The organism is Hymenobacter daeguensis (assembly GCF_054780555.1).
Genome location: NZ_BAAGWC010000019.1, coordinates 27,071 through 53,075 on the forward strand (window position 1 = coordinate 27,071; position 26,005 = coordinate 53,075).

A 26,005-nucleotide genomic window follows, 5' to 3' on the forward strand; every position below is an offset into this window, starting at 1 on the left:
ATAGCCGACAATCTGCTGCTATTTGCCGCTGGCCGGAGCCTTGCTGGGCTTGCCGGCCATGGTGGTAAGGTAATGGCGCACCACCAGCGCAATGGAAGCGTAGGAGTCCTCCAGTTTGGCCAGGGCTTCCTGGGGCGACATCCAGCGCACTTCCTCGATGTACTCCTCCGTCTGGGGCTTCATCAGGCTGTCGTCGAGGCACTTCATGAGGTACCAGCTGGTCTTTTTCAGCATCTTGTTGCCTTTGTAGGCATAGCTGTGCCAGGTGCTGGGCAGCTTCTCGCCCAGCTCCAGCTTAATGTTGGTTTCCTCTTCCACTTCGCGCAGGGCACCAGCGGCCTGGTCCTCGTCGCTCTTGAGCTTGCCCTTGGGCAGGTCCCACTTGCCGAGGCGGTAAATCATGAGCACCTGGTCGCCTTTGGTGACGAGTCCGCCGCCGGCTTTGGCGATTTTGAACTGGTCTTTGAAGTGCAGGGTGATGAATTTTTTCTTTTTCACCAGCATGGTCAGGGATTTCAGCTTTTTCAGCTTCTTCACCTCCATCAGGCGCAGCAGGCGGTCGATGAACAGCGGGCCGGCATCACGCACCAGCACGTCGCCCACCAAATCCTTCGACGTGAATTCGTCGTCGGGGTTGAGTATCAGGTCGAACTTGTGCTTGTACACTTTTTCGCTGAGCTTTTTGATGACCAGCGGAATATCGTTGATGAAAATATTCATCGGGAAAAGCGAGTTGAGAAGAAGACGTTGGACCGCAGCGGCCCCCGACATCAGTAAAAAAAGTGAATACCAGCGTCGGCACCGGGCGCAAGATACGGGGCCGAACCGATTTGGCGGCCGGCCCCATCTTTGCACCATGACACGCATTGGCCTGCTTTCCGACACCCACGGCTACTTCGACGAGCGAATAGCGCACCATTTGCGCGGCTGCGACGAAATATGGCACGCCGGCGATTTCGGCGATGCCCGTGTGGTGGACGAATTGCAGGCCCTGGCGCCGCGCTTTCGGGGCGTGTACGGCAATATCGACGGCCCGGACGTGCGCCAGACCCAGCCCCTGGTGCAAGCCTTTGAGGTTGAAGGACTGCGCGTGCTCATCACCCACATTGGCGGCTACCCCGGGCACTACGCGCCGGCGGCCCGGCCACTGCTGGCCGAAGCGCGGCCCGGGCTGTTCGTCACCGGCCACTCGCACATTCTGCGGGTGATGCCCGACCCAAAGCTGGGCCTGCTGCACCTGAACCCCGGCGCGGCCGGCCAGCACGGCTTCCATCAGATGCGGACGCTGCTGCGGTTTGGGATTGCGGCCGGAAAAGTGGTGGAGCTGCAGGCCGTGGAGCTGGGCAAGCGTGGCCGCTAGGGCCGTTTGGCCCCCGACGCGCTCTGCTTGCCGCGACAAAACCAACAAGCCCCGCAACCTGCCGAAACAGGAAACGGGGCTTATCACATCAACGAGGCTGGTTTTGCTTAGCACCGAACGGGTAGCTGGCAGCAGCGAAACTCCCTACAGCGCGATTTCGGGCTTGGGGTGCTCGCCTTCCTGGCCGTCTTCGTTCACGGGCTTGGTTACGGCTTCGGCATCATCGAAAGCGGCGGCGTTGGCGGCGGTTTTGTCGTCGCTTGCTACTGCTTTGGCGTTGCCATCGGCAGCGGTTTTCACCGTAGCCGGAATGCTGGTTTCGGCTTTAGCCGGCGTGGCCGTGCTGAAGCGCGACTTCAGCTCCTCCAAATCCACGTTCTTCAGCACGGGGGTGCGAAGCAGGTTTTTGATGATGTTCTGCTTGTTGTTGGCACGGGCAATATTCTTGCGGTGCTTACGCTTCAGACGGGTAACGGACATGACGAAAAAGGGAAATTATTCGGTGGCGGCAGCGGGGCCGGTGGTGCTGAAGCGCGACTTCAGCTCTTCGAGGTCCACATTTTTGAGGACGGGGGTGCGGAGCAGGTTTTTGATGATGTTCTGCTTGTTGTTGGCACGGGCAATGTTTTTGCGGTGCTTGCGCTTCAGACGGGTAACGGACATGGCCGGAGGAAAATCTAGGGGCTTACAAAATGGAGGGCAAAAGTACGCATTTGCGACGGGAAGTGCAAGTCCATTAGGCAATTTATGGCCAACATCGGCCTAAGCCACACGCAGCCGGCAAGTTGGGGTGCTACTTTTGCCCGGTATGACAGCTCCCGCCTCCCTGCCCCAGATTGACCTTCGCTCCGACACCGTGACGCGGCCCACGTCGGCCATGCTGGCCGCCATGCAGGCCGCCCCCGTCGGCGATGACGTGTACGAGGAAGACCCCACCGTGCGCCGCCTCGAAGCCATGGCCGCCGCCCGCTTCGGCCTCGAAGCCGGCCTGTTCTGCCCCTCCGGCACCATGACGAATCAGATTGCCATCAAGGCTCACACCGAGCCGCTGAGTGAGGTAATTTGTGAGCAAACGGCCCACGTGTACCTCTGGGAAGTAGGCGGCATCGCGTTTCACTCGGGCGCATCGGTGGCGCTGCCGGCGGGCGAGCGGGGCCGTCTCACGGCCGCGCAGGTGGAGGCCGCCATCCGGCCCGAGAACGTGCATTACCCCACCACCCGCCTCGTGTGCCTCGAAAACACCCACAACCGGGGCGGCGGCAGCTGCTACGGGCTGGACGCTTTGACCGCCATCAGCGAGGTGGCCAAGCGGCACGGCCTGGCCCGGCACCTGGACGGGGCCCGCATTTTCAATGCGCTGGTGGCCACCGGGCAGCGCAGCGAAGATTACGGGTCGCTGTTCGATTCGATTTCGGTGTGCCTGAGCAAAGGGCTGGGGGCGCCGGTGGGCTCGGTGCTGCTGGGCTCGGCCGAGTTTATCCGGAAGTGCAAGCGCATCCGCAAGGTGATGGGCGGCGGCTGGCGGCAGGCCGGCTACCTGGCCGCCGCCGGCATCTACGCCCTGGAACACCACGTGGGCCGCCTGGCCGACGACCACCGCCGCGCTGCCCGGCTGGCCCACGTGCTGCGCCAGCAGCCCTACGTGGCCGAGGTGTTGGCTCCGGAAACCAACCTCGTGATTTTCCGGCTGCACGAGCACCAGCCCGCCGCCGACTTTCTGGCGGCGCTGGAGCGGCAGGGCATTCGGGCCAGCAGCTTCGGGCCGCAGTGGATTCGGTTTGTGACCCACCTCGACGTGGACGATGCCATGCTGGAGCGCGTGGAGGCGGCCCTGCGGGCCATGTAGCGGCGGCCGGCCGGGCAGAAAGTTCTTTGCGCCGGTGGATTTTCTGCGGCCTTTTGGTTGTTCTTCCAGCAATGAATCTATTCATCATTGGCGATGTGCACGGGTGCTTTCACACCTTCAACGACTTGCTGGCGCATTGGGACCCGGCCACGGACCACCTCATTCAGGTGGGCGACCTGGTGGACCGGGGCGCGCACGTGCCGGCCACCGTGGAGCTGGCCCGGCAGCTCAGCCACGAGCATCCCGATTCGACCACTTTTCTGATGGGCAACCACGAGGATGGGCTGCTCCGCCACTTTGCGCCCAGCGGCCCCTACCCCGGCTGGCTGGCCTGGGGCGGCCGGAGCACCGTGAGCCAGTACAAGCTGCGCCAGCAGCTGCTGGTGCAGCACCTGCCCTGGCTGGAAAAGCGCCCGCTGCTGTGGCAGAACGAGCATGTGCTGGTGAGCCACGCCGGCATCAGCCCGGCACCCGATGCGTTCGACTCGGAGAGCGCCGAGGGGCTGCTGTGGGCACGGGGAAAGCTCCGGCGGCTCGATACCCAGCTGCAGGTGGTGGGGCATACCCCAAGTGCAAAGCCGTATTTCGACGCCGAATCCAATACCTGGTACATCGACACGGGTGCCTGCTTTGGCGGCAGCCTCACGGCCCTGCGCCTGACGCCCCGCGGCGAGGTGCTCGACCTTATTACGCTGCCGGTGGACCCCGCCGATTTATTGTCAAAAGCTACCTTCGCGCCTCCGCCTTCCCACTGATGCTCAACCAAGCCGCCATCCGGCACCTTTCCGCCGCCGACCCCATTCTGGGCCACCTCATTGCCAACGGACGCGAAATTCCTCCCCGGCCCCACGAAGACCTGTACCTGGCGCTGCTGCGGGCCATTGTCAGCCAGCAGATTTCGACCAAGGCGGCGGCGGCCATCTGGAAGCGCTTTCAGAGCCTGTTTCCGCCCGAAGGCTACCCCGAGCCGCGCGAAGTGCTGGCCCTGAGCGAGGACGAGTTGCGCGCCGTCGGCCTGTCGCGCCAGAAGGCAGGCTACCTGAAAGCCATTGCGGAGTATAATGAGCGGGGACTGCTCGACTATGAGCACCTGACCGGGCTTTCCGAAGACGCTTTTACGCAGCACCTTACGGCCATCAAAGGCGTGGGCCGCTGGACGGCGCAGATGCTGCAGATGTTTGCCCTCGACCAGCCCGACGTGTTTGCCGAAGGCGACTTAGGCGTGCAGAATGCCATGCGCAGGCACTACCATTTGGAGGAAACCGGCCGGGCCCTGCAAAAGCGCATGACGGCCATTGCCGAGAGCTGGCGGCCCTACCGCTCGCTGGCCTGCAAGTACCTGTGGCAGAGCCTCGACAACGGGACGCAGGTGCCGCCTTCGGTGTAGAAACAAAAAACGTCCTGCATCGGCAGCGCCCGGCATGACGCTTAATTGCCCCCTAGCCTTCGCTTTCCTCAACCGGGCAGGACTGGTTTATTTCTGCCAGCTCACGGCTTTGCGCATCGGCTTCCTTGTGGCTTTTCAAGGCCTTGCCGCCCATTTCAAATACTTCCTCTTTCACAAACAACTCGCCTTCCTGCCGCAGAATGGCGAGGTTGTCGATGGTGATTTTGAGGTTGTAGGTTTCCTGGTTGAGCAGGGCGAGCACGGGGCCCAGCAGGTCGGGCGTGGTGTCGTGCAGGGCCAGCGAAATGTGGGGCAGCCAGCAGTCGGGGCCGCTGAACTTGTCGGTGCGCAGGCAGAGCGGGGCCGTGGCGGCCAGAATGCGGCGGTGCAGGGCGTTGAGGGCATCGGAGCGCAGCACCGGAATGTAGATAACCGGCCGCTCGCCCGGAAACACGCCCAGCCCGGTGGTGAAGGCCGGGAAGGGCTCGGTGGCGGCGGCCACGTCGGCCAGCACGGCTTTCAGCGAGCTTAGCTTGCGCACGCCGGCCAGCTGGTAGGTCAGGTGCGGGTCGAGGGTGGCCTGCACGTCGTCGAGGCCAAACTTTTCTTCCAGCCGCTTGATGATGGCGTTGATGCGCAAAACGTGCGGCGGGCTGAGCAAAGAGGTGATAGCAAGCATAGGGCTGGTACGTTCTTTTTCGACTTCCTGCTGAATAACCGCGTCAACGTCCCGAAGGATTAGTAATTTATCGTCGTGCTGCATGCGTTTTTTTTCTAGCGGGCGCTGGTCATTTGCTGGTTGAACTGCTCGCTCTGCCCGCGGGGAATGCTCAGGGAGTGAAAATCTTCGCCCCGAATGATTTTGGCCAGCTGCACCAGCTGGCCGACATGGTACGCATAGTGCGCCACCTGCCGTTGCATGGCCGCCAGCACCGTGTGCGCCTCGCCCCGAATAGTAACGGGACGCAGCAGGTCGGCGGGCTGAAGCGCGTCGAGCAAATCGAACAAGATGGGCCAGGCAGCTGCCCAGGCCTGTTTCAGGGGTGGAATACCGGCGGCGTTCTGCGGCTCGGCAAACTCCTGGTCGCGCTGGCGGGCGGGCTTTTCGCCGTCGGTGGTGAGAAAATCGGTGAAGCGGGAGCGCAGGTTGCCCACCAGGTGCTGCACAATGACGGCCGCGCTGTTGCTGCCCGGCGCGGGCTGGTGCAGCCATTCGGCCTCGCTTAGCTGGGCCAGCGCCCGGTCGGCCAGGGCTTTGTACTGCTGAAAGCTGTGGCGGAACGAGGCCAGCAGCGCCGCGCCGACGGCATCGGGAGAAACAGGCTTATGCATGGCCCAAATGTAGGGCCTGCGGCCAAAGTACGCCGGCACCGGGGGCCGAAGGGCGCACCTCGGGCGGCGGGCTGGTCGGGAAAACCGCGCTTTCCATCGACATACCGGTCCGGCCGCACAACCATAGCCAGGGCCTTTGCCGTTACGCTACTCTTGCCCTTCGTGCCGTGTCAGAAACCGACCCTCCTTTCCCTCCCTCCCCTGCTTCACCTCCTGTACGCGGCCGGCGCTGGGGGTGGTGGCTCCTGGGAATGGCCGGGCTGCTGGCAGTGGCGGTGCTGGTGGCCCTGCATTTTCTGGATGCGTGGCTGCTGAATGCTTTGGAAAAGCAGGTCAGCCGGCAAACCCACGGCCAGTACCGGCTGCAAATCGCGCAGCTCAATACCAGCCTGATGCAGCGCGCCATCCGGCTGCGCGGGTTGCGCCTGCGCCCGGCCGCCCAGGTGGCCGACACGCTGCCCCGCCTGCGCCTCGACGCGGCCGAGCTGAACGTGACCGGCATCGGCCTGCTGGCGCTGCTGCGCAAAGGCGTGGTGCCGGTTGATAGCGTGGTGCTGGATTCCGTTCGGCTCGATGTGCTGGCGCTGGCCGCCAACCCCACCCGCCGCGCCGGCCAGCCCCTGCACCAGCGGCTGCCGCTGAAGCTGAAGGGACTTGCCATCAATTATGCCGGCCTGCAGCACGCCCAGGTGCATTACCTGCCCGACAGCACCCAAACCACGGCCCGCGTCCGACGCCTCGACCTTAGCGCCCGGGACCTGCTCATCAGCCCCGAAGGCGCGGCCGATTCGCAGCGGCTGGCCTACGCGGCGGGCTGGCGGCTGCAGCTGCAGCACAGCCAGGCGCGGGCCGCCGGCCATGCGCTGGCGCTGGCCGGCCTGGATTTCTCGACGGCCGACCGCAAGCTGCAGCTCGATTCGGCCCAGGTCACGCCTTCCGAAGCCGCCTCGCCCCAAACCCCGCGCCTGGCGCTCGCCCTCCCCCGGCTGCGGCTCACCGGGCTGGACGCGGCGGCCCTGCAGCACCGGCACCGGTTCCGGGCCGATTCGCTGCTGGTGCAAGCCCCGCAGCTGACCGCGACCCTGCCGGCAAAACCGACTTCTTCGGGCAGCTCCGATTCGACCACTCATTTGCTGCGGAGCTTCGATTTGGCCCATCTGGCAGTGCATGGCGGCTACCTGCACGTGGCAGGCACGACGGAAAACCCGATTATCCGGCAGCTGGAAGTAGCCTCTACCGCCATTCATTACAACCCGGCCGATGCCCCGAACGCGCAGAGCGTGTTTTTTGCCAACGCCTGGACGGTGGCGCTAGGCCGCAGCCAGGCCACGCTGGCGGCGCATTCGGTGGCCCTGGGCAGCCTGCATCTATCGACCCGGACAGGAACTTTCGAGCTGCACAACCTGCGCGTACGCCAACCCGCGCCGGGCCAGGGCAAGCCCGGCGGCGCGCGTTTCGACGTGACGCTGCCCCGCCTGACGCTCAGCGGGTTCGATGCCGCGCAGCTCCAGCACCAGCACCGTTTTCAGGCCAAAGCCCTGGCGGTAAACGATGCCATTGTGCTCTTTATTCCGCCGGCCCAGCCGCCGCCGCCCTTCTGGAAGCTGCTGAGCAGCGTGGCCCGCCGCTCCGACCTGGCGCAGCTGCGCGTGCGCAATGCCGAAATCCGCATTGGCCGCTGGCGGCACTCGCCGCACATCCGCCAACTGAACCTGACGGGCCGCAGCATCCGCATCGACCAGCCGTCGGACGACGCGCCCGACCGCATTGCCTACGCTCTGGGCTGGCAGGGGCAGTCGGGCCGGCTGTCGTCGCCCTTCGACCCGCCGTTTTACTTTGCTAGCAGCGAGCGGGTGAAGGTCGATACCGATGCTCAGCTGCTCCGCTTCGAGGACATGCGGCTGAAGCCCCGCTACTCGCCGGTGGAAATGAACCTGAAAAAGGGCTACCAGGCCCCGGCCGTTACCATCAAGGTGGCGGCGCTCACGCTGGCGGGCCTCGACTACCCCAACCTGGTGAACCACGGCGACTTCCGCCTGGCGCGGGCCACGGCCCGGAGCCCCCGCGTGCTCATTGCCTCGGATGGCCGCGGCCCCATCAACCCGAACCTCTCCAAAATCTCGCCCGAGGAGATGCGCAAGCTGAAAGTGACCGTGGACGTGCGCCGCTTCGACCTGGTGAACGGCAACCTCTACACCACCTACCGCAGCCCGCTCACGCCCATTATCGGCAAGCTGCGCATCACGCGCTTCAACGGCAGCTTTTTCAACCTGAGCAACGACCGGCGGCGCATGACGCCCGCCACGCCCCTCACCGGCCGGGCCACCACCTATCTGCAGGACCAGTGCCGCGTCGATGCCCGGGTTTCGATGTACGTGCTCGACCCCAGGGGCCGGCACCGGGTGTGGGGCACGTTCGGGCCGGGCCAGTTCGCCATCATCAACCCCATGACGGTGCCCACCCGGCTGGTCGAGTTCAAGAAGGGCGAGGTGCAGCGCATTCGCTTCGCGCTGCAGGCCGACCGCAAGCGCGTGACGGGCACGATGTGGACCGAGTACACGGGCCTGCAAATGGAGCTGCTGGGCTACAAGGACGAGGAAATCAAGAAGACGTTTTTCAAGCGCATCCTCTCGAAAGCGGCCAACGTCATCGTCATCCGGGACCAGAACCCGCGCAAGCGCGGCAAGCTGGTGTCGGGCGAGATGACCAGCACCCGCGAGCCGCGCTTTTCGGTGTTCACGCTCTGGCGGCAGGGCGTGGTGAGCGGGCTGTTCAACAATGTGGGCGTGCCCCAGAAAATAGCCCAGAAGCTCAGCGAAAGCGCCGACGAAGCGCCCCTGCCGAAGTAAGGGCAGCTGGATAGCAGGCATTGGGCGTCTGTTATCCTTCGCTGCGCTCAGGCTGACAGACGGCCCAGTACCCAACCCCCATCCTTCCCACCCTTCTCCTGCGTACCTTGCCCCAGCAATAGCCAAACCGAAGCAGCTGAGCCAGCATAAAAAGGTCTCCGGGTTTCTTTTTCTCGACCTGCGGACTGCCTTCTTTATTCTTCGTTCTTCGATGGCTATTCTTCTTTTTTTTACCGCGCACTGGTACCTGTCGCTTTTCACGCAGACGTTTTTCCAGCACCGCTACGCCGCGCACCGCATGTTCACGATGGCGCCCCTCACGGAGCGGCTGTTTTTCGTGCTGACCTACGCCGCGCAGGGCAGCAGCTTCATGTCGCCGAGGGCCTACGCGCTGCTGCACCGCATGCACCACGCCTATTCCGACACTGACCGCGACCCGCACTCGCCCCACAACAGCGCCAACGCCTTCGCCATGATGTGGAAGACGCGCAATACCTACCAGGAGTGCATCCAGGGCACGTCGGTGGCCGCTCAGCGCTTCGAGGGCGACTACCCGGAGTGGCCCGCGCTGGAAGATTTTGCCCACCGCTGGTACTCGCGCCTGGCCTGGGGCCTGGCCTACACGCTGTTCTACATCACCTTCGCCACGGCCTGGTGGCAGTTCCTGCTGCTGCCCATTCACCTGATGATGGGGGCCGTGCACGGGGCCATCGTGAACTGGGCCGGCCATAAGTACGGCTACCAGAACTTCGACAACCACGATAAAAGCCGCAACTCGCTGTTTTTCGACTTCCTGACCGGCGGCGAGTTGTTTCAGAACAACCACCACAAGCTGCCCAGCCGCGTCAATTTCGGCGTCAGGAAATGGGAGCTCGACCCCTCCTACCCCGTCATCTGGTCGCTCGACAAGCTCGGCATCATCAAATTGCGCCTGCTGAAAACCGCCGCGCAGGAAACCGCCGCCGCGAAAGCGGCCGTAGCGGCTTAGCTCCCCGGCCAGGCTGCCTGAATTTCCCTATCCCAACGTTTGCGGGGTGTACGTCGGGCCGAGGCAGCGCGGGCCCTGCGCGGTCCAGGCCAGCGGGTCGATGCACATCTGGCGCTCGGTCATGGCCGCGTTCCAGGCGTGGTACACCAGGTATTCGGTGCGGCCGTCGGGGCTCATCACGTGGCAGTGGTGGCCGGGCCCGCGCACATGGCCCGGCACCGAGTGCAGCACCCGCGCCCCGGCATCAGAGCCCGAATCGACGTAGGGCCCCATGATGTGGTCGGCGGCGCAATAGTCCACGCCGTAGCGGTCGGTCAGGAAATTGGCTCCGCTGAAAAAGCAGTAGTACCTGCCCGCGTGGCGGCGCACAAACGGCCCTTCCAGGGTGTGCCACTGGGCAAAGGTGCGGTTGCCGTAGAGCGGCATCAGGCGGTTTTTCTCAAACACCGTCCAGCTGTGGCGGGCCCGCAGCACCGTGCGGGGCTGGCCGGCCAGCTTAGTCATGCCGGTGAGGCGGTCAACCACCAGCCCGGTGCCGGGATAGTAGCCGTCGTCGGAATCGGTGAAGTCGCGGGCGTAGAACAGGTACCACTGTCCGTCGGTGTCCCGAAACGCGTGGGCGTCGATGGTGAACGGACTGTCGGCCACGGGCAGGGCGGCTACTTCGGTGTACGGCCCCTCGGGCCGGGTGCTGGTGGCCACGTGCAGCTGGTGCCCCACGGTGGCCCCAATGGCCCCGCCGCCCCGCGAGTAATACATATAGAACGTGCCATCGTGCAGCACCACTTCGGGCGCCCAGAAGTCGAACTCCGCGCTGCCGGGTGGCGGCGTCAGTGCTCCGCCCAGCGGCTTCCAGTCCACCAGGTCGGTGGAGGTGAGCAGCGTGAACACGCGGCCATCGGCCGTGCGGCCCCGGCCGGTGGTGCCAAAGGCAAAGTATTGCCCTTTGTGGAGCAGCACAAACGGGTCGGGGAAATTGCGGGCCACCACCGGATTGGTGTAGGTGCGGGCAGCACGGGCGGCGGCCGGCCGCAGAGACAGCAGGGCCAGGCCCGTCACGGAGCCCTTCAGAAATTGACGACGAGAAGCCATAGGTGAGAAGCAATAGCCGAGGAACGCAGCTGCAGGCAGCCGTCGCTCAAGCCCGGTGTAACAGTCTGCTGAAAGGATTGAGCAAATGTGCTCCGATGGAGAACAGTTGAAACACTAAAAGTGGCATAAATCCGGAGCAAACGCAAACGTTTGCAAATTTCAGCATTCGGGCCAGGCAGCCTATGCGCCTGGCCCGCATCCACTATTCGCACGCAAGTTGTTATATTTCAATCGATAAAAACCATTCAGGGAATTGGCAAGCCCGGTATTGGCTATGGTAGCTGGCTGGCGCCACGATGCAGGCTGGTTCAGCTGGTTGTGGCGCTGCCCGTCTGGCGGGCAGGAGGCCGGCATTGCAAAAAGAGGCGTTGGGGGTTGGAACCGCGCTTGGAATACTGTTCAGGCAAGCATTGACTGAAAATCTCCGGGCCTGATAAAAAGGCTGGCGAAATCGTTTGCCGAAGTTGCTTTTTGGTGAATTTACTTTACTTTTACGCCATTCAGCAACCTCCATCTCGTCTGAGCATAAGCTGGCAACACCCGGAACACCCTGATAATAAGACTATTTCCTTCATCGATGGCAACCGGCCATCCTCCTTACCAGCCTGCTGTAGTCCTTTGGATGCAGCGCTTTTTTTTCGCCTTTCACGCAAACGTTTGCATGAATTGAGGCTTTTTTTGCTGACTATCCGCTTTTTTTTCACTTTTTAGTCCCACCCAAATGAAAAAGTTTTTACCCCCTTCGGGGCGTTTGTTGTTGCCCGTGCTGGCCTGCTGGTTGCCCGTAGCCGCCGCAAGCGCCGCGCCCTCCACCCTGCGTCCGGTGTGGAGCCACAGCAGCGCCCGGCCGGCGGCCCCCGTGACGGGCCGCGTGACCGATGAAAAGGGCGAAGGCCTGCCCGGCGTCACCATTCTGGTGAAGGGTACCCAGAACGGTACTTCCACCAACAGCAACGGCGAGTTTACCCTGGATGCTCCGGCGGGCTCGACGCTGGTGTTCTCGTCGGTGGGCTATGCCACGCAGGAAGCCGCCGTGACCGGTGCGCCCATCAACATCTCGATGAAGGTGGACAACCAGCAGCTGAACGAAGTGGTGGTAATGGGCTATACCAGCCAGGACCGCCAGAACCTGAGCAGCGCCGTGAGCAGCGTGGACGTGGCCGGCGCGCACAAAGCGCCCGTTGCCAGCATCACCGAGGCCATTCAGGGACGTACCACGGGCGTTCAAATCAATAACAGCGGCAACCCCGGCCAGGCGCCTAACGTCGTCATTCGGGGCCTGGGCAGCATCAACGGCGGCAGCTCGCCGCTGTACGTGGTGGACGGGCTGTGGACGGACAACATCCGCGACCTGAACACCACCGACATTGAATCGCTGACGGTGCTGAAAGATGCCTCGTCGACGTCCATTTACGGGTCGCGCGGGGCCAACGGCGTTATCATCATCACCACGCGCCGGGGCAAATCGGGCAAGCCGAGCGTTGGCGTGACGGCTTATGCCGGCGTGCAGAACACGGTGAGCCGCTGGAAGCTGACCAATGCCAGCCAGTGGGCTGCCATTGAGCGCCAGGCCTACACCAATGCCGGCCTGCCGCTGCCGGGCTCGGTGGCCAACCCGCAGAACTACGCCGATACCGACTGGCAGAGCGAGATTCTGCGGACGGGCACGGTGCAGGACTACAACGTGAACCTGTCGGGGGGCTCGACGGGGGAAAAGTACAGCACCAATTTCCTGGTTTCGGCCGGCGCATTCAACCAAAAAGGCGCGCTGATTGGGACGGACTTCAGCCGCTACACCCTGCGCCTCAACTCGGGCATTACCTACGGCCGCCTCAAGGTGACGGAATCGGTGCAGCTGGCCCATGCCTTTGCCACGCTGGCCAACGGCCAGCCCTTTCAGGATGCCGTGCGCCTGCTGCCCACCATTCCGGTGTATAACCCGGCCGAGTCGCCCTATACCGCTGGCTATGGCTACGGCTCGCCCGCGGCCAACACCTTCGGCACCAACCCGGTGGGCTCGCAAACCATTGAAACGCGCACGCAGTACAACAACCGCATTCAGGGAAGCGTGACGGCGGAGTATTCCTTCCTGGATTTCCTGAGCTACAAGCTGAACCTGGGCGTGGAGTCGCTGGACTATGTGGACCGCGATGCCCGGCGCTTCGGCCGGATTTCGCAGAACGCCCCGACCGACCCGTCGTTCCTGGTTGAAAACCGGGGCGACAACACCTTCCTGCTGGCGGAAAACACGCTTAACTTCAACAAGCGCTTCGGCGAGCACAACGTGAACGTGGTGCTGGGCTATTCGGAGCAGCGCCGCAAAGACACCAACGCGTCGGCCACGGCCCGCAGCTTTGTGAATAACGCGCCGGGCGCGCAGGACGGCTACGTCATCTCGGCGGGCACGGGCACTACCAGCGTGAGCGGGGGCATTACGGAGAACTCCAAACGCTCGTATTTCGGCCAGGTGGTTTACGATTACAAGAACCGCTACCTGCTGACCGGCAGCTTCCGCCGGGACTATTCTTCCCGCTTCGCCCTCGAAAACCGCTACGGCAACTTCGGGGCCGGCTCGGTGGGCTGGCGCATCAGCGAGGAGGAATTCCTCAAAAGCGCCGCTCCGTTCATCAGCAACCTGAAAGCGCGGGTGAGCTACGGCGTGAACGGCAACGACAACATTGGCGACTACCGCTACCAAGGCGTGGTGAACCAGAACGTGAACTACCCCTTCAACGGCCAGGACGTGAACAACGGCCAGATTCAGACGGCCATTCCCAGCACGGGCATCAAGTGGGAATCGCGCTACACGACCAACTACGGCCTTGATTTTGGCTTCCTGGATAACCGCCTGACGTTCTCGGTCGACTACTACACTTCGAACACGAAGGATGCGCTGGTGTTCCCGACGATACCGGCGGTGCTGGGCAACTCCGGCGGGGCGCCCGTGCAAAACATTGGCGAGCTGCAGAACAAAGGCTTTGAATTCCAGGCCGCTTACCAGCAGAACAAGGCGGATTTCACCTACGGGGTGTCGGCCAACCTCTCGACGGTTAAGAACCAGGTGCTTAAGCTCTCGCAGGAGGGCCAGGTAATCGGCAGCGGTGCTACGCAAACGGCGGTGGGCCACCCGGTGGGCGCGTTTTACCTGATTCCGTTCGATGGCATTTTCCAGACCCAGGGCGAGGTAGACAACTACAAAAATGCCGACGGCAAGGTGATTGAGCCCTTTGCCAAGCCCGGCGACGTGCGCTACAAGGACACCAACGGCGACGGCCAAATCAACGACGACGACCGGGTGTACTACGATACCGACATTCCGAAGCTGCAGTTTGGCTTCAATGCCAATGCCGGCTACAAGGGCTTCGACCTGTCGTTCCTGATTCAGGGGACCACCGGCAACCAGGTGTTCAACGTGGCCCGCGCCACCATGGACCGCACCGACGACCCGAGCAATTTCCGGGCAGACTTCTCGCCCTGGACGCCCGAGAATCCTTCGACGACCACGCCCCGTGCCCTGCAGTCGGGCGGTGCGACCAGCGCCCTGCAAGCCGCCTCCGCCTCCAACGCCCGGGGCAGCTCGCGCTTCCTCGAAGACGGCTCCTATGCCCGCATGAAGAACATTACCCTGGGCTACACCATCCCGGCCTCGGTAGTGGGCAAAATGAAGGGTTTCAGCAGCCTGCGGGTGTACGTGACGGGCCAGAACCTGTTCACCATCACCAAATACAGCGGCCCGGACCCGGAATTCGTGAACGGCAACTTCTTCCAGCGCGGGGTCGACTACAGCGCCTTCCCCAACCTGCGCACCTACATCGGCGGCATTCAGCTTGGCTTCTAAGGCCCCTTCAAATTCCCACTTCGTCTCTCGTCTTACGCCATGAATTTATATAAACGCGCAGCGGCCACCGTGTTCGGGGCCCTGCTTCTCACCACCACCAGCTGCCAGAAGGACCTGCTGGAAAAAATAAACCCCAACCAGCCCACCACCAGCAACTTCTGGAAAACCCAGGCCGATGCCGAAGCCGGCGTGACGGCGGCCTACTCGGCGCTGCAGTTTCCGGGCACCTACGCCCGCTGGATTCACTTCGCCAACGACATTCGCTCGGACGAGGGCTACAGCCTGAGCCCCTGGACGGACCTGGCCAACTTCACCCGGTTTGTGCAGTTCGACTACGACCTGGAGCCCACCCGCGTGATTTGGGAAGACCACTACCGCGGCGTTTACCGCTGCAACCAGGTGCTGGCCTACGTGCCGGCCATCTCGATGGATGCCGCCGTGCAGAAGCGCCTGCTGGCTGAGGCCCACTTCCTGCGTGCGGTGTTCTACTTCAACCTCGTGACGCATTTTGGCAACGTGGGCATGATTCTGGAACCCTCCACCATCACCACCAACGTGCCGCAGGCCACCGTGGCCCAGGGCCAGGCCCAGGTAATAGCCGACCTGCTGGCCGCCATTCCCGACCTGCCCGTGACCGGCCTGGTAGGCCACGCCACCAAGGGCTCGGCGCAGGCCCTGCTGGGCCGGATGTATATGCAGCAGCACCGCTGGGCGGATGCCTCGGCGCTGTTTACGGCCATCATCAGCTCGAACCGCTACGCGCTGGTGCCGAACTACCTCGACAACTTCACCATTGCCAACGAAAACAACAGCGAGTCGGTGTTCGAGGTGCAGTTCTCGAGCGCCCTGCAGGGCGGCGGGCAGGACGTGGCCGGGGCCAGCGAAGGCTTCGAGCGGCCCCAGTTCTTTGGCCCTCCCGGCATTGGCTGGACCGACGGCCGCGCCCGGCCCTGGCTGCTGACGGAATTCAGAGACTCATCGCTGAACTACGTGGCCGGCAGCACCACCCGGCACGAATTTGATACGCGCCGCGACATTAGCGTCTTCCACTACCCCATGCTGCTGTTCGGGCAAACGTACCAGACCCGCAACGTGCCGCTTACCGACACCTTCTGGCATAAGTACGAAGACGACCGCACCCAGAACTTCGAGAACTACTTCTCGGGCATCAACTTCCGCATGATTCGCTACGCCGACGTGCTGCTGATGCAGGCCGAAGCCCTGAACGAGCTGGGCCAGACCTCGGCCGCTGTGCCGCTCATCAACCAGATTCGCACCCGGCCTTCGGTCAATATTCCGCCCCTGACCGGCACCTTCACCCAAGCCTCGATGCGGACCCAGATTATGCACGAGCGGGTGTGCGAGCTGGCCGGCGAAGGTACCCGCTGGCTCGACCTGAACCGCTGGGGCCTGCTGAGCACCCAGGCCAACATCGACGCGCTGAAAGTGCCGTCGCACGACCCGGACTTCATCAACTTCGTGATTGGCAAGTCGGAATACCTGCCGATTACGCGCACCGACCTGACGGCCAACCGCAACCTGAAGCAGAACCCGGGCTACTAAGCTGCCGGGAGTGGCTGTGAATGCCACAACTTATTAAGACCGTGGGGAATTGGGTAAGGCAGCTTCTCAATGGCCCACGGTCTTTTTTTCTCTCCACTCTCCCAAATTCCCACATTTTCATGAAAGCATTCTTTGCTGGCCTTGCCCTTGCGGGCGCTTCCCTCCTGGCCCGGCCCGTGCGGGCCACCACTTTTTACCAGAGCGCGCCCAGCAGCAACTCGGCGTTTCAAACCCTGGTTAACCAGGCCCAGCCGGGCGATATCATCGTCCTGCGCGCGGGCAGCCACTACGTGAACGTGCCCATCCGGCTGCCGCTGGGCAAAAACAGCATCACCATTCGGGGCGAGCAGGGCGCGGTGGTGCGCAAAGCGCCGAACTCCTACAACGCCGCCGCTTTTGAGATAACCGGCAACTACAACACCATCGACTTAATTGAGCTGGACGGCGGCAATCTGCCCGAGGCCGGCATCATCATCTACGGCCAGCACAATACCGTGTCGAACAGCAAGGTGCACAACTGCGGCAACTCGACGGCGGTGGGCGCGGGCATTCTGCTGCACAACACCGGCAACCCGGTGTGCGCCCTCAACACGGTGATTGGCTGCTCGGTGTACTACAACTACATGGTGGGCATCTCGCAGAATGGCCACTCCGACGGCACCATCCGCGACAACCAGATTTACGAAAACGGGGCCGAGGGCCTGACCGTGGACCTGGGCAGCCACAACGGCTACGTGTACAACAACTGGGTGCACCTCAACAACACCGCCAACCGGGGCGTGGGCGGCATCGGCACGGACCAAGCCAACGGCACCCGCTTCGACAGCAACACCGTGGACTACACGCACTACAAGAGCGGCCTCACGTTTCAGAACAACATTGGCGGCTGCGATGGCGTGATTGTGAGCAACAATCACTTCAACAACAACGACGGCTACGGCATTCTGGAGCGCTTCACGCAGTATGCCGACACCCACATGACCTTCACCAACAACCAGCTGCTGAACAACAAGCTGGGCACCCAAACCATCATCTACGCGGGCCGGCCGGCACTGGCCACGGTGGCCGCCGCTTCGGGTGCGCTGGCCCTCTACCCCAACCCGGCGGCCGGCGCGGTGCAGCTCGACCTGGGCCCGCAGCTCACCGAAGCCCGCGTGGCCATCCACGACCATCTGGGCCGGCTGGTGCAGCAGGAAACCCTGCGCGGCAGCGGCTCGCAAGCCCTGTCGGGAATGCCCGCCCTGGCCAACGGCGCTTACGTCGTCACCATTGCCACCGCCGATGCGGTGGTTACCCGCAAGCTGGTTGTTGCCCGCTAGCGCGCAAGCAATCAGCCTGTTCACGCCTTTCACAACCATACCATGCGTAAGACCTTTCTATATCTGTTGCTGGGACTGAGTCTGGCTACTTGCAAGAAGGAAGTAACCACGGGCACTACCACGCCCACCAACCCGGCCTCTACCACGTTCACCAACCCGCTGCTGGCCTCCGGCCCCGACCCGTGGGTGTACCAGAAAGACGGCTTTTACTACTTCCTGAGCACCAGCGGCAGTGATGTGCGCATTCGCAAAACGGCCAAAATGAGCGAGCTGGCCACCGGCCCCATTGTGATAGCCTGGCAGCCGGCGGCGGGCGCGGCCAACTCGCGCGACGTGTGGGCCCCGGAGCTGCACTTCCTCGACGGCAAGTGGTACATCTACGTCACGGCCGGGCCCGGCAGCTGCTGCGGCGGCCAGCGCCTGTGGGTACTGGAAAACGCCAGCGCCGACCCCACCACCGGCACCTGGACGGAAAAAGGACACATTTTCAATGCGGCGGCCGATGTCTTCGCCATCGACGGGACGGTGTTTGAACAGGGCGGCAAGCGCTACCTGCTGTGGTCGGGCCACCGCGACAACGTGGAAGAAATCCAGCGGATTTACATCTCCGAGATGAGCAACCCCTGGACCCTCACCGGCCCCCGCGTGGAGCTCAGCAGCCCGCAGTATGCCTGGGAGCGGTCGGGGCCGGTGCCGGTGAATGAAGGCCCGGAAATCATTCAGCACGGCAACAAAACGGTGCTGATTTACTCGGCCAGCCACTGCTTTACCGATGATTATGCCCTTGGGATGTTGACCCTGAGCAGCACCGCCGACCCGATGGTGGCGGCCAACTGGACGAAGTCGGCCACGCCGGTGTTCAGCACCAACGCGGCGGCGGGGGCCTACGGGCCGGGCCACAACGGCTTCTTCAAATCGAAGGACGGCACCGAAGACTGGCTGCTGTACCACGCCAACAACCTGGTGGGCCAGGGCTGCGGCGACAACCGCAACCCGCGCATCCAGAAGTTTACCTGGAACGTCGACAACACGCCCAATTTCGGCCTGCCGGTGCCCATCAATGTGCCGCAAGCCAGGCCGGCCGGCGAGTAGCCCGGTTGTTCCATTCTTTCTTTCTGAGCCATGAAACACTTTTTTCAACGTATGGGCGGCGCGGCAGCCCTGCTGCTGGCCCTGGCTGGCACAGCCGACGCCCAAAGCCGGCTTGAGCTGAACCGGCCCACGTATTACCCCCGCGTCATCCGCCTGAGTCAGGGCGGCAACGCCAATCGGCTGCTGGCCAGCTTCGACATTGGCAAGGCCGGCGCCATCTACGAAAGCCCGGACAACGGCCGCAGCTGGCAGCACCTGTCGGACGTGGCCGAAACCACGCCGCCCGGCAGCTGCTGCAGCGGCCTCTACGAAGTGCCGCAGAAGCTGGGCGACACACCGGCCGGTGCCCTCTTCTGGGCCACCTCGGTGGGCACCGACCGGGGCGGGCGCGGGCCGTGCTCCATTCGCCTCTACCGCAGCACCGATGGCGGCAGGAGCTGGAGCTTTTTCTCGGAGCCGGTGAAGGGCTTTATCGGCCTGTGGGAGGCGGAGTTCAGCATTGCCGCCAACGGCCAGCTGGTCGTTTATTATTCCACCGAAGAGCACAAGGCCGAGGGCTACAACCAGGCCCTCGCCCACAAAATCTCCACCGACGGCGGCCTGACCTGGGGCCTCGAAACCATCGACGTGGGCCGGCCCGACGGGGCCTGGCGGCCGGGCATGGCCATTGTGCGCCGCGTGCCCGATGGCAGCTTCGTGATGAGCTACGAAATCTGCGGCCAGGGCTGCGATGCCTACCTGCGCCACTCGCCCGACGGCCTGCGCTGGGGCGACAAAACGGACGCCGGCACCCGCATCGAATCGACGGAAGGCCACCATTTTGCCCACGCGCCCACCGTGGCGTGGGCCCCGGCCGCCGGCCAGGCCCAGGGCCGCCTGCTGGCCGTGGGCCAGATGCTGCTCAACAACACCGACAACGCCGTGGCAGCCAACAACGGCCGCGTGTACATGATAAACGACCACAACGGCCAGGGCCCCTGGACCGAAGTGCCCGCCCCGGTGCCCGTGCCCGAAGCTAAGGACAACCCCTGTCCCAACTACAGCTCGCAGCTGGTGCCCGGGGCCGATGGCCTCACGGTGCTGGAAGTCGCCCTCAACTTCGTGGACAACCAGTGCCAGGCCTTTTACCAGACCGCGCCGCTGCCCAGGCCTACGGCTGAGCCGGCGAAGGCCAACTCACGCCGCAAAAGCCGCTAGCGGCATTGGCCTGATTGATTTATGACGGTTTGCTGCGGCTCAAGCGCCCCGCGGCAGCGCACCGAAAACGGGCGGAATGCAGCCATTACAGCGACGGACAAACAAGGTGAACTGGTGGGAACATAAACCCGGTGAGGTCCGACGCGGCGCATTCCGCCCTATTTTTTAGCCCGATAAGGCCGTCCTGCTGCGTAGTATCGCAGGGGGACGGCCTTATCTTTTCAGGTAACCCGGGCTGCAGCACAGCCGAGTGAGGTAGAATCACTACCTCAGCGCTGTTACCGCTTTCGGCCTTCCGTCAGGCCCGGCCAGGTATCGGTGCGAAAGGGGGCGGCGGGCAGGCCCTCGCGGTTGTAGAGGTTGGGAAACGGGCTGTTGCCCCAGTCGTAGCGCACGGCCACGGGTTTGGGCACCTGCGGGCTGCTCAGCACCAGGGTGTTGCCTTCGAGGTGGCCGCGGGCCCAGTAAAACTTACGGTCGGCTCCGGCGATGGCAAAACCGCGCAGCGTGGTTCCGCCCGGCTCTTTCAGCACGAGGCCGGTGCCGTGGGCCAGCAGCGGCAGGCGCAGCGTAGCGCCGGCCACCACGGGCTTGCCGGGGCTGGGGCCCTGGCTCACCACTTTGGCGTCGCCATAGGCCACGCGCCCGGCCTCAAGCGCCAGGCGGCGGCCTACTTCCTGCTTGTTGCGGGGATGAATGTCGTCGCGGTTGCCGATGTCGATGGCCACGACCATGCCGGTTTTGGGCAAGGCCAGCGCGCGGGCCTGGGCTTCGCGCAGCTCGGCCCACTCGTAGTCGGCGGGGGCGGGCTGGTCGGGCTGGAAATTGGCGAGCTGCACAAACAGGAACGGCAAATCGGGCCGCTGCCAGGCCGTGCGCCAGGCCTGAATAAGCGCCGGAAACAAGCGCCGGTACTGGGCCGCCCAGCCCGAGTTATCCTCCCCCTGATACCAGATAACGCCCTTCAGGCCCAAGCCTGCCAGCGGCGCAATCATGCCATTGTAAAGCAGCGCAGGCTGGTGCTGGGCATCGCGGGGCACGCGCATATTGGCGGGCAGGCCGCGCTGGTCGAAGCCAATGCGGTAGGGCCAGGGGCCGGCCAGCGGCAGTTGGCGTCCGGCCACATCGAGGCGCAGGCTGTCGGGCGGGCCGATGATGCCGCCGCCGCCCTGGTAGTCAGCCACCCGCACCGCCAGCACATTGCGGCCGGGGCGCAGGGCACTGGCCGGCACGGGGTAGCGCCGGAACTGGTTCCAGCCGGTGCCGCCGCCCACGGGCACGCCGTTCACCCACACCGAATCGGCATCGTCAACCTGCCCCAGGAGCAGGCGGGCGGGCTGCCGGGCTTCGGCGTCGCTCAGCTGCACCTCGCGCCGAAACCAGACGATGCCATCCAGCGCCCGTAGCTGGGCGGGCTCGGGCTGGCTTTCCCAGTTGCCGGGCAGCGGCATGGTGGCCCAGGCGTGGTCGTCGTACATTGGCAGAAACCAGCCGCCGGAGTTGCGGCGGCTGCCCTGGTCGCGGAGGTCGAGGGCTTGCTGAAAGGCCGTCTCTTTGGTGGCGTAATACGTGGCCACGGCCTCGGCGCTACCGGTTTGGGGCGCTAGCTGGGCGAGCGCGGCATCGAAGTCGCCCAGCGGACGCAGGCCGGCAGCGCTGGTCCAGGCTTCGGCGGGCGTGCCGCCCCACTCGCTGGCAATCAGCCCAATGGGGACGTGGTATTGCTGGTACAGCTTCCGCCCGAAGAAGTACGCCACGGCCGAAAAGCCGCCCACCGTGCCCGGCCCGCACACCTGCCAGCCCGCCGCGCTGCGGATATCATCCTGCGGCGTGAAGGCGGGCGTGTTATCCACGCCCAGCAGCCGGATTTGGGGGAAGTCGGCGGCGGCAGTTTCCTGCGCCCCGTTTGCCGCATCGCGCACCGGCCACTCCATATTCGACTGCCCCGAGGCCAGCCAGACATCGCCAAACAGCACGTCGCGCAGCACAATCGTATTCCGACCCTTGATGGTCAGCTCGTACGGCCCGCCCGCCGCCTGGGCGGGCAGGCTCAGCTGCCAGCGCCCGGTGCCAGCGGCGGGCGTGGCCCGGTAGGTCTGGCCCCGAAACGTGACGGCCACGGTTTCGCCGGCATCGGCCCAGCCCCAGATGGGCACCGGGCGGCTGCGCTGCAGCACCATGTGGTCGGCCACAAAGCGCGGCAGGCGCACGGTGGCCTGCGCCCCCCCGGAGCACAGCATTGCGCTGATTACCCCCGCAACATGAGCAAATTTCATTGGTCGATACAGTTAAGTCTTCAACAGAATTCAAGCCGCCTATCGATTGTTCAGCTTCTTATCCAGGAGCTTCATAAAGTAGCCGCCCACCACCGAGCGGGCCTGGAAACCGGCCTGTCGGGCATCGGTGGTTTCGTGCCAGTCGGTGAGCGGCACGCGGCTGGGCGTGTCGTTGGCAAACTGCCAGACGGGGGCGACGAGGGCTTCGAAGCTGGCCTGGCTAGTGGCGAGCGTGGCCGTCCAGAGTATCCAGTCCGATTTGGTGTAGGTCTTGCGGCTGTCGAGCGGCAGGCCGTAGCGCTGCTGATGGCCGAGGTAGAAGGCCAGCTCCTGCTGCGCCACTTCGGGCGGAAACACATTCAAATCGAGCACTTTGCCCCAAATCAGGTTGTATTTCTGGCTCCACGAGCCGGCGGGCTTGTCAAACGTCAGGGCGTAGTGGTCGCCGTCCTGGGCCAGCTGCTGCCATTGCCGGGCCAGGTCGCGGGCCAGGGTCTGGTACTCGTCGGCGGTTTTCGAATCGCCGAGCTGGCGGGCCAGCTGCCCGTAGCAGGCCATGCCCACAATGGCTTTCACCGAGAGGTTGGTGTTGCGGGCCAGGTGCCCGGCAAAGTCATCGGTGCTGAGCTGGTTGGCGGGGTCGAACCCGTCGCGCTTCAGGAAGCCCACCCATTTGGTGAGCGTGGCCCAGTGCGCGCGGGCGAAATCGGGCTGGCCGTCCATGCGCACTGCGGCGGCGGTTGCGATGAGCATATTGCCGGCTTCTTCCACGGGCATGTCCTCGCCGTAGGTCTGGCCGTTGGCCAGCGGGTAGGTGCCCACGTCGTGCGCCGGGAAGTCCTTTTTCCAACGCCCCGACTCACTGTAATCGAAGATGAAGCGCAGCATGCCCTTCGCCAGCTCATTGTTATACAACAGGAAAAGCGGAGCCGAGGGATAGGTGATGTCCACGGTGCCGATGGAGCCGTTGGAGAAATTTTCCTTTGAGAAGAAGAACAGCTCGCCCTTCGGCCCGGCCACGATGGAGTGCGCCGCAATGGCCTGGCGGTAAGCCAGCTGGCACAAATCAGCGTACTTTTTCCCGCCGGCTTTGTAGGCATCCTCCACCAGCTTCTCGTCGAATTCCGTGGCTTTCCGGCGCAGGCGGGCGTAGTCGGCTTCGGCGGCTTGCAGGGCTTTGGGCATGGTCATGGCGGCATCGCGCCGCCACCAGGGCCGCAGGTTCTGGCCGAAATACTGCACGGCGTATTGCTCGTCGTAGCCCAGCAGGACGTGTTGCTCAACCACATGCGCTGCATTGCCGAGGTCCAGCACCGCGGCCAGGGCCACGCGCTGCGCCGGGCCGCTCGTCGGCCTGGCCGCCGGCAGGTGGCCGGTTTTGGCAAAGGCGGCCTTCAGCTCGGCCGGATTGCCGGTGGCCAGCGGCGCGGTGCCGGGCGCGGCCAGGTAGGCCTGCCCCCAGTCAATGCGCACATTATCACCGGACTTGCCCAGCACGGGCTGCGCGGTGGTGCCCACGGCCTGCCATTGCAGGCCAGCCGCGTCGCCGGCCTGCGTGCTCACGCTTTGGTAGGGCGTGTTGGTGGCCAGTGTGGCGCTTTCGCTAAGCATAACCTGCACGGCATGGGGCCGGCCATCGGCCGTGAGGCCCCCCACCGTCAGGTAGCTGACGGGGCGGGCCACGGTTTCCAGCTCATCGAGCAGCAGCGGCGAGAAAAAGGAGGCCGTAAAGTTTACCGAGCCGGCCTCGAAGGAATACGTGGTTTGCGTGGCCGTGACGGCCACCGCCGTTTGGTGGGCTTTGGGGAGGTGCAGCTGCGGCAGCGCTTCGTAGAGGCCGGCGTCGAGGTGGTCGCCGCCCTGCGGGCTGCTGCCGTGCATGGCCAGCACGTTTTCGCCCTTGCGCAGGGCCTGGCGGGCAGTTTCGGGCAGGTCGAAATACTCGTAGCGGCCGTTGTAGCTCGGCTGTTTGCGCAGCAGCACGCCATTCAAATACACCTCCGCGTCGTCGTCGTGCCACAGAAACAGCGTGAGCCTGCCGGTAGGCAGCGCGGGCACCGTCACGGTGCGGCGCACCCAGACCTCGCCGCCCGTCCAGGTGGTGCCGTGCAAAGTCTTGTTATCGGTAAACGGCGCGGGGCCGGTTTTCCAGCTCTTGGCGGCGGCGAAAGCTGGTTTTTCCCAGCCAGCGGCCGGTTTGGCAAAGGTGTATTGGGCGGTATAAGGCGTTTCCTGGGCTGTGGGGATGACGGCCCGGTACTCCGGCGCAGCATCGCCCAGAAACTGGTAGGCTTTGCCATCCACCCGAATTACGCCTTCGAGCGCCTGGGCCTCGCCGGTCCAGTGGCGGGTGGGCGCGGCCGTCAGCTCGTCCTGAAACGCCCACACGCTGAAATACGGGTTGTGGGTGATGAGCGGGTAGGCCGGCGCCCGCAGCGTCTGCGCCGCTGCCGCGCCCAGGCCCAGCCCGGTGAGGGCCAGCAGGAGTGGGAATTTTGGGAGTAGCATGAGGAAAGGATTTAGCAAGAAAAAAGCCCGGCCAGCCACACATATCGGGACCGGCCGGGCTAAACAAATTATCGGTATCAGCAGCCGTTACGCCTGCCTATTTGCGCACCCCAAACCGGTACTCGGTGGTGGAGTGGAAGGTTTCGCCGGGCCGCAGCACTGTGCTCGGAAACGTGGGCTCGTTGGGCGAATCGGGGAAGTGCTGGGTTTCCAGGGCCAGGCCGTAGTGTTGCGTGTAGGTCACGCCGCCTTTGCCTTTCTGCTTGCCGTCCAGAAAGTTGCCTGAGTAGAACTGCAAGCCCGGCTGGTCGGTGTACACCGTCATGAGGCGGCCCGAAGCAGGCTCGAATACCGTGGCGGCCAGCTCCAGGCTGCTGCGCATTTTATCGGCCAGCACCCAGTTGTGGTCGTAGCCGCCGGGGGCCGCGCCCGGCACCTGCCTGATGCGCTCACCAATGGTGTGCGGCTGGCGGAAATCCATCGGCGTGCCGGCCACGGGTTGCAGCACCCCGGTCGGAATCAGGGTATTGTCGACGGGCGTAAACCGGTCGGCGTTCAGCGTCAGCTCGTGGCTCAGAATGTCTTTCACCTGGCCGGCGCTCAGGTTGAAGTAGCTGTGGTTGGTGAGGTTCACCACCGTTGGCTTGTCGGTGGTGGCGGTGTAGTCGAGGCGCAGGGCATCGGAGTTGGTGAGGGTGTACACCACCTTCGCGTCCACTGTGCCGGGGTAGCCCATCTCGCCATCGGGGCTGCGGTAGGTGAGCGTCAGCGTGGGGCCATCGGCCGAGGTGCCGGGCTGGGCCGTCCACACCCGGCGGTTGAAGCCGATGGTGCCGCCGTGCAGCGAGTTGGGGCCGTTGTTGGTGGGCACCTGGTAGGCCTTGCCGTCGATGGAGAACTTGCCCTTGGCAATGCGGTTGCCGTAGCGCCCGATGGTGCCGCCGAAGTAGGGATGCTCGCCCAGGTAACCGGCCAGGTCGTCAAAACCCAGCACCACGTCGCCCATTTTGCCGGTCTTATCCGGCACCAGCAGGCTCACCAGCGTGCCGCCGTAGGTGCTGATGGTGGCTTTCAGGCCATGCTCATTTTCCAGGGTGAACAGTTGAATCTCAGTTCCTTCTTTGGTTTTTCCGAAAGATTCTGCCGTGGGTTTGGCAAGTTCAGCGGTCTGCATGGCAGTAGAATCGGCCGCGGCCGGCGGCGGGGCGGTGGTGGTTTCGGAAGTGGATGGCGAGCTGCACGCGGAAGCCACCAGCAGCAAGCTGGCGATGCTTCCGGCCAGCTGCGGCCGACGCAACGGATGGGACATAAGAAAAGGGGGAAATGAATGGATGTAAGCCGGCCGCAAGGTAACAAGG

At 64.1% G+C, this 26,005-nt stretch carries 21 protein-coding genes; 11 read left to right on the forward strand and 10 right to left on the reverse strand.

Features of this window, described 5'->3' with window-relative positions:
- Positions 1-18 precede the first annotated feature (18 nt).
- Positions 19-720, reverse strand: a complete 702-nt coding sequence (locus tag ACYVHT_RS17580) for an NUDIX hydrolase (RefSeq protein ID WP_460554854.1) — start codon at positions 718-720, stop codon at positions 19-21.
- A gap of 136 nt (positions 721-856) precedes the next feature.
- Between ACYVHT_RS17580 and ACYVHT_RS17585 the strand changes: the two genes are divergently transcribed.
- Complete coding sequence (locus ACYVHT_RS17585; protein WP_460554857.1) at positions 857-1,360, forward strand: metallophosphoesterase family protein; 504 nt, start codon at positions 857-859, stop codon at positions 1,358-1,360.
- Between the two features lie 144 nt (positions 1,361-1,504).
- Here ACYVHT_RS17585 and ACYVHT_RS17590 read toward each other — a convergent pair whose 3' ends face one another.
- Both ACYVHT_RS17590 and ACYVHT_RS17595 read right to left on the reverse strand, forming a co-directional pair.
- Complete coding sequence (locus tag ACYVHT_RS17590) at positions 1,505-1,840, reverse strand: hypothetical protein (RefSeq protein ID WP_460554860.1); 336 nt, start codon at positions 1,838-1,840, stop codon at positions 1,505-1,507.
- 15 nt (positions 1,841-1,855) lie between these two features.
- Positions 1,856-2,023, reverse strand: a complete 168-nt coding sequence (locus ACYVHT_RS17595; protein ID WP_460554863.1) for a hypothetical protein — start codon at positions 2,021-2,023, stop codon at positions 1,856-1,858.
- A gap of 145 nt (positions 2,024-2,168) precedes the next feature.
- On the opposite strand from ACYVHT_RS17595, the gene ACYVHT_RS17600 reads away from it, so the two are divergent.
- The 3 genes from ACYVHT_RS17600 (at position 2,169) to ACYVHT_RS17610 (ending at position 4,593) form a co-directional block, all read left to right on the forward strand.
- Entirely contained in the window at positions 2,169-3,206 is a 1,038-nt protein-coding gene (locus ACYVHT_RS17600) for a threonine aldolase family protein (protein WP_460554866.1), read from the forward strand.
- A gap of 71 nt (positions 3,207-3,277) precedes the next feature.
- Positions 3,278-3,961, forward strand: coding sequence for a metallophosphoesterase family protein (locus tag ACYVHT_RS17605; RefSeq protein ID WP_460554869.1), 684 nt, complete (start codon positions 3,278-3,280; stop codon positions 3,959-3,961).
- Positions 3,961-4,593 carry a DNA-3-methyladenine glycosylase family protein gene (locus ACYVHT_RS17610; RefSeq protein ID WP_460554872.1) on the forward strand — a complete coding sequence of 211 codons (633 nt, stop codon included), beginning with the start codon at positions 3,961-3,963 and terminating at the stop codon, positions 4,591-4,593. The genes ACYVHT_RS17605 and ACYVHT_RS17610 overlap by 1 nt, the downstream gene beginning before the upstream one ends.
- A gap of 52 nt (positions 4,594-4,645) precedes the next feature.
- Here ACYVHT_RS17610 and ACYVHT_RS17615 read toward each other — a convergent pair whose 3' ends face one another.
- Both ACYVHT_RS17615 and ACYVHT_RS17620 read right to left on the reverse strand, forming a co-directional pair.
- Positions 4,646-5,272 carry a 2'-5' RNA ligase family protein gene (locus ACYVHT_RS17615; RefSeq protein ID WP_460554875.1) on the reverse strand — a complete coding sequence of 209 codons (627 nt, stop codon included), beginning with the start codon at positions 5,270-5,272 and terminating at the stop codon, positions 4,646-4,648.
- A 95-nt stretch (positions 5,273-5,367) separates the two neighbouring features.
- Entirely contained in the window at positions 5,368-5,925 is a 558-nt protein-coding gene (locus tag ACYVHT_RS17620) for a DinB family protein (protein WP_460554878.1), read from the reverse strand.
- Positions 5,926-6,176: 251 nt separating this feature from the next.
- Here ACYVHT_RS17620 and ACYVHT_RS17625 point away from each other — a divergent pair, with 251 nt between their 5' ends.
- Both ACYVHT_RS17625 and ACYVHT_RS17630 read left to right on the forward strand, forming a co-directional pair.
- Positions 6,177-8,774, forward strand: coding sequence for a hypothetical protein (locus tag ACYVHT_RS17625; protein WP_460554881.1), 2,598 nt, complete (start codon positions 6,177-6,179; stop codon positions 8,772-8,774).
- A 211-nt stretch (positions 8,775-8,985) separates the two neighbouring features.
- Positions 8,986-9,762, forward strand: a complete 777-nt coding sequence (locus tag ACYVHT_RS17630; protein ID WP_460554884.1) for an acyl-CoA desaturase — start codon at positions 8,986-8,988, stop codon at positions 9,760-9,762.
- A 27-nt stretch (positions 9,763-9,789) separates the two neighbouring features.
- On the opposite strand, the gene ACYVHT_RS17635 is transcribed toward ACYVHT_RS17630, so the two are convergent.
- Complete coding sequence (locus ACYVHT_RS17635; protein ID WP_460554887.1) at positions 9,790-10,854, reverse strand: glycoside hydrolase family 43 protein; 1,065 nt, start codon at positions 10,852-10,854, stop codon at positions 9,790-9,792.
- A 220-nt stretch (positions 10,855-11,074) separates the two neighbouring features.
- Positions 11,075-11,368 carry a hypothetical protein gene (locus tag ACYVHT_RS17640; protein WP_460554890.1) on the reverse strand — a complete coding sequence of 98 codons (294 nt, stop codon included), beginning with the start codon at positions 11,366-11,368 and terminating at the stop codon, positions 11,075-11,077.
- A 207-nt stretch (positions 11,369-11,575) separates the two neighbouring features.
- Here ACYVHT_RS17640 and ACYVHT_RS17645 point away from each other — a divergent pair, with 207 nt between their 5' ends.
- The 5 genes from ACYVHT_RS17645 to ACYVHT_RS17665 all read left to right on the forward strand — a co-directional run bounded on the left by ACYVHT_RS17645 (position 11,576) and on the right by ACYVHT_RS17665 (position 19,863).
- Entirely contained in the window at positions 11,576-14,692 is a 3,117-nt protein-coding gene (locus ACYVHT_RS17645; protein WP_460554893.1) for a SusC/RagA family TonB-linked outer membrane protein, read from the forward strand.
- A gap of 39 nt (positions 14,693-14,731) precedes the next feature.
- Complete coding sequence (locus ACYVHT_RS17650) at positions 14,732-16,255, forward strand: RagB/SusD family nutrient uptake outer membrane protein (protein ID WP_460554896.1); 1,524 nt, start codon at positions 14,732-14,734, stop codon at positions 16,253-16,255.
- 119 nt (positions 16,256-16,374) lie between these two features.
- A complete protein-coding gene (locus ACYVHT_RS17655; protein ID WP_460554899.1) occupies positions 16,375-17,574 on the forward strand; it encodes a right-handed parallel beta-helix repeat-containing protein in 1,200 nt (399 codons plus the stop codon).
- Positions 17,575-17,616: 42 nt separating this feature from the next.
- A complete protein-coding gene (locus ACYVHT_RS17660) occupies positions 17,617-18,666 on the forward strand; it encodes a glycoside hydrolase family 43 protein (protein WP_460554902.1) in 1,050 nt (349 codons plus the stop codon).
- 30 nt (positions 18,667-18,696) lie between these two features.
- Complete coding sequence (locus ACYVHT_RS17665; protein ID WP_460554905.1) at positions 18,697-19,863, forward strand: sialidase family protein; 1,167 nt, start codon at positions 18,697-18,699, stop codon at positions 19,861-19,863.
- 278 nt (positions 19,864-20,141) lie between these two features.
- Here the strand turns inward: ACYVHT_RS17665 and ACYVHT_RS17670 are convergent, their stop codons facing one another.
- The 3 genes from ACYVHT_RS17670 to ACYVHT_RS17680 form a co-directional block, all read right to left on the reverse strand.
- Positions 20,142-22,139: a sialate O-acetylesterase gene (locus tag ACYVHT_RS17670; protein ID WP_460554909.1), complete on the reverse strand. Its 1,998-nt coding sequence runs from the start codon at positions 22,137-22,139 to the stop codon at positions 20,142-20,144.
- Between the two features lie 39 nt (positions 22,140-22,178).
- Entirely contained in the window at positions 22,179-24,647 is a 2,469-nt protein-coding gene (locus ACYVHT_RS17675) for a glutaminase family protein (protein ID WP_460554912.1), read from the reverse strand.
- Between the two features lie 97 nt (positions 24,648-24,744).
- Positions 24,745-25,956 carry an aldose epimerase family protein gene (locus ACYVHT_RS17680; RefSeq protein ID WP_460554915.1) on the reverse strand — a complete coding sequence of 404 codons (1,212 nt, stop codon included), beginning with the start codon at positions 25,954-25,956 and terminating at the stop codon, positions 24,745-24,747.
- Between the last annotated feature and the right edge of the window lie 49 nt (positions 25,957-26,005).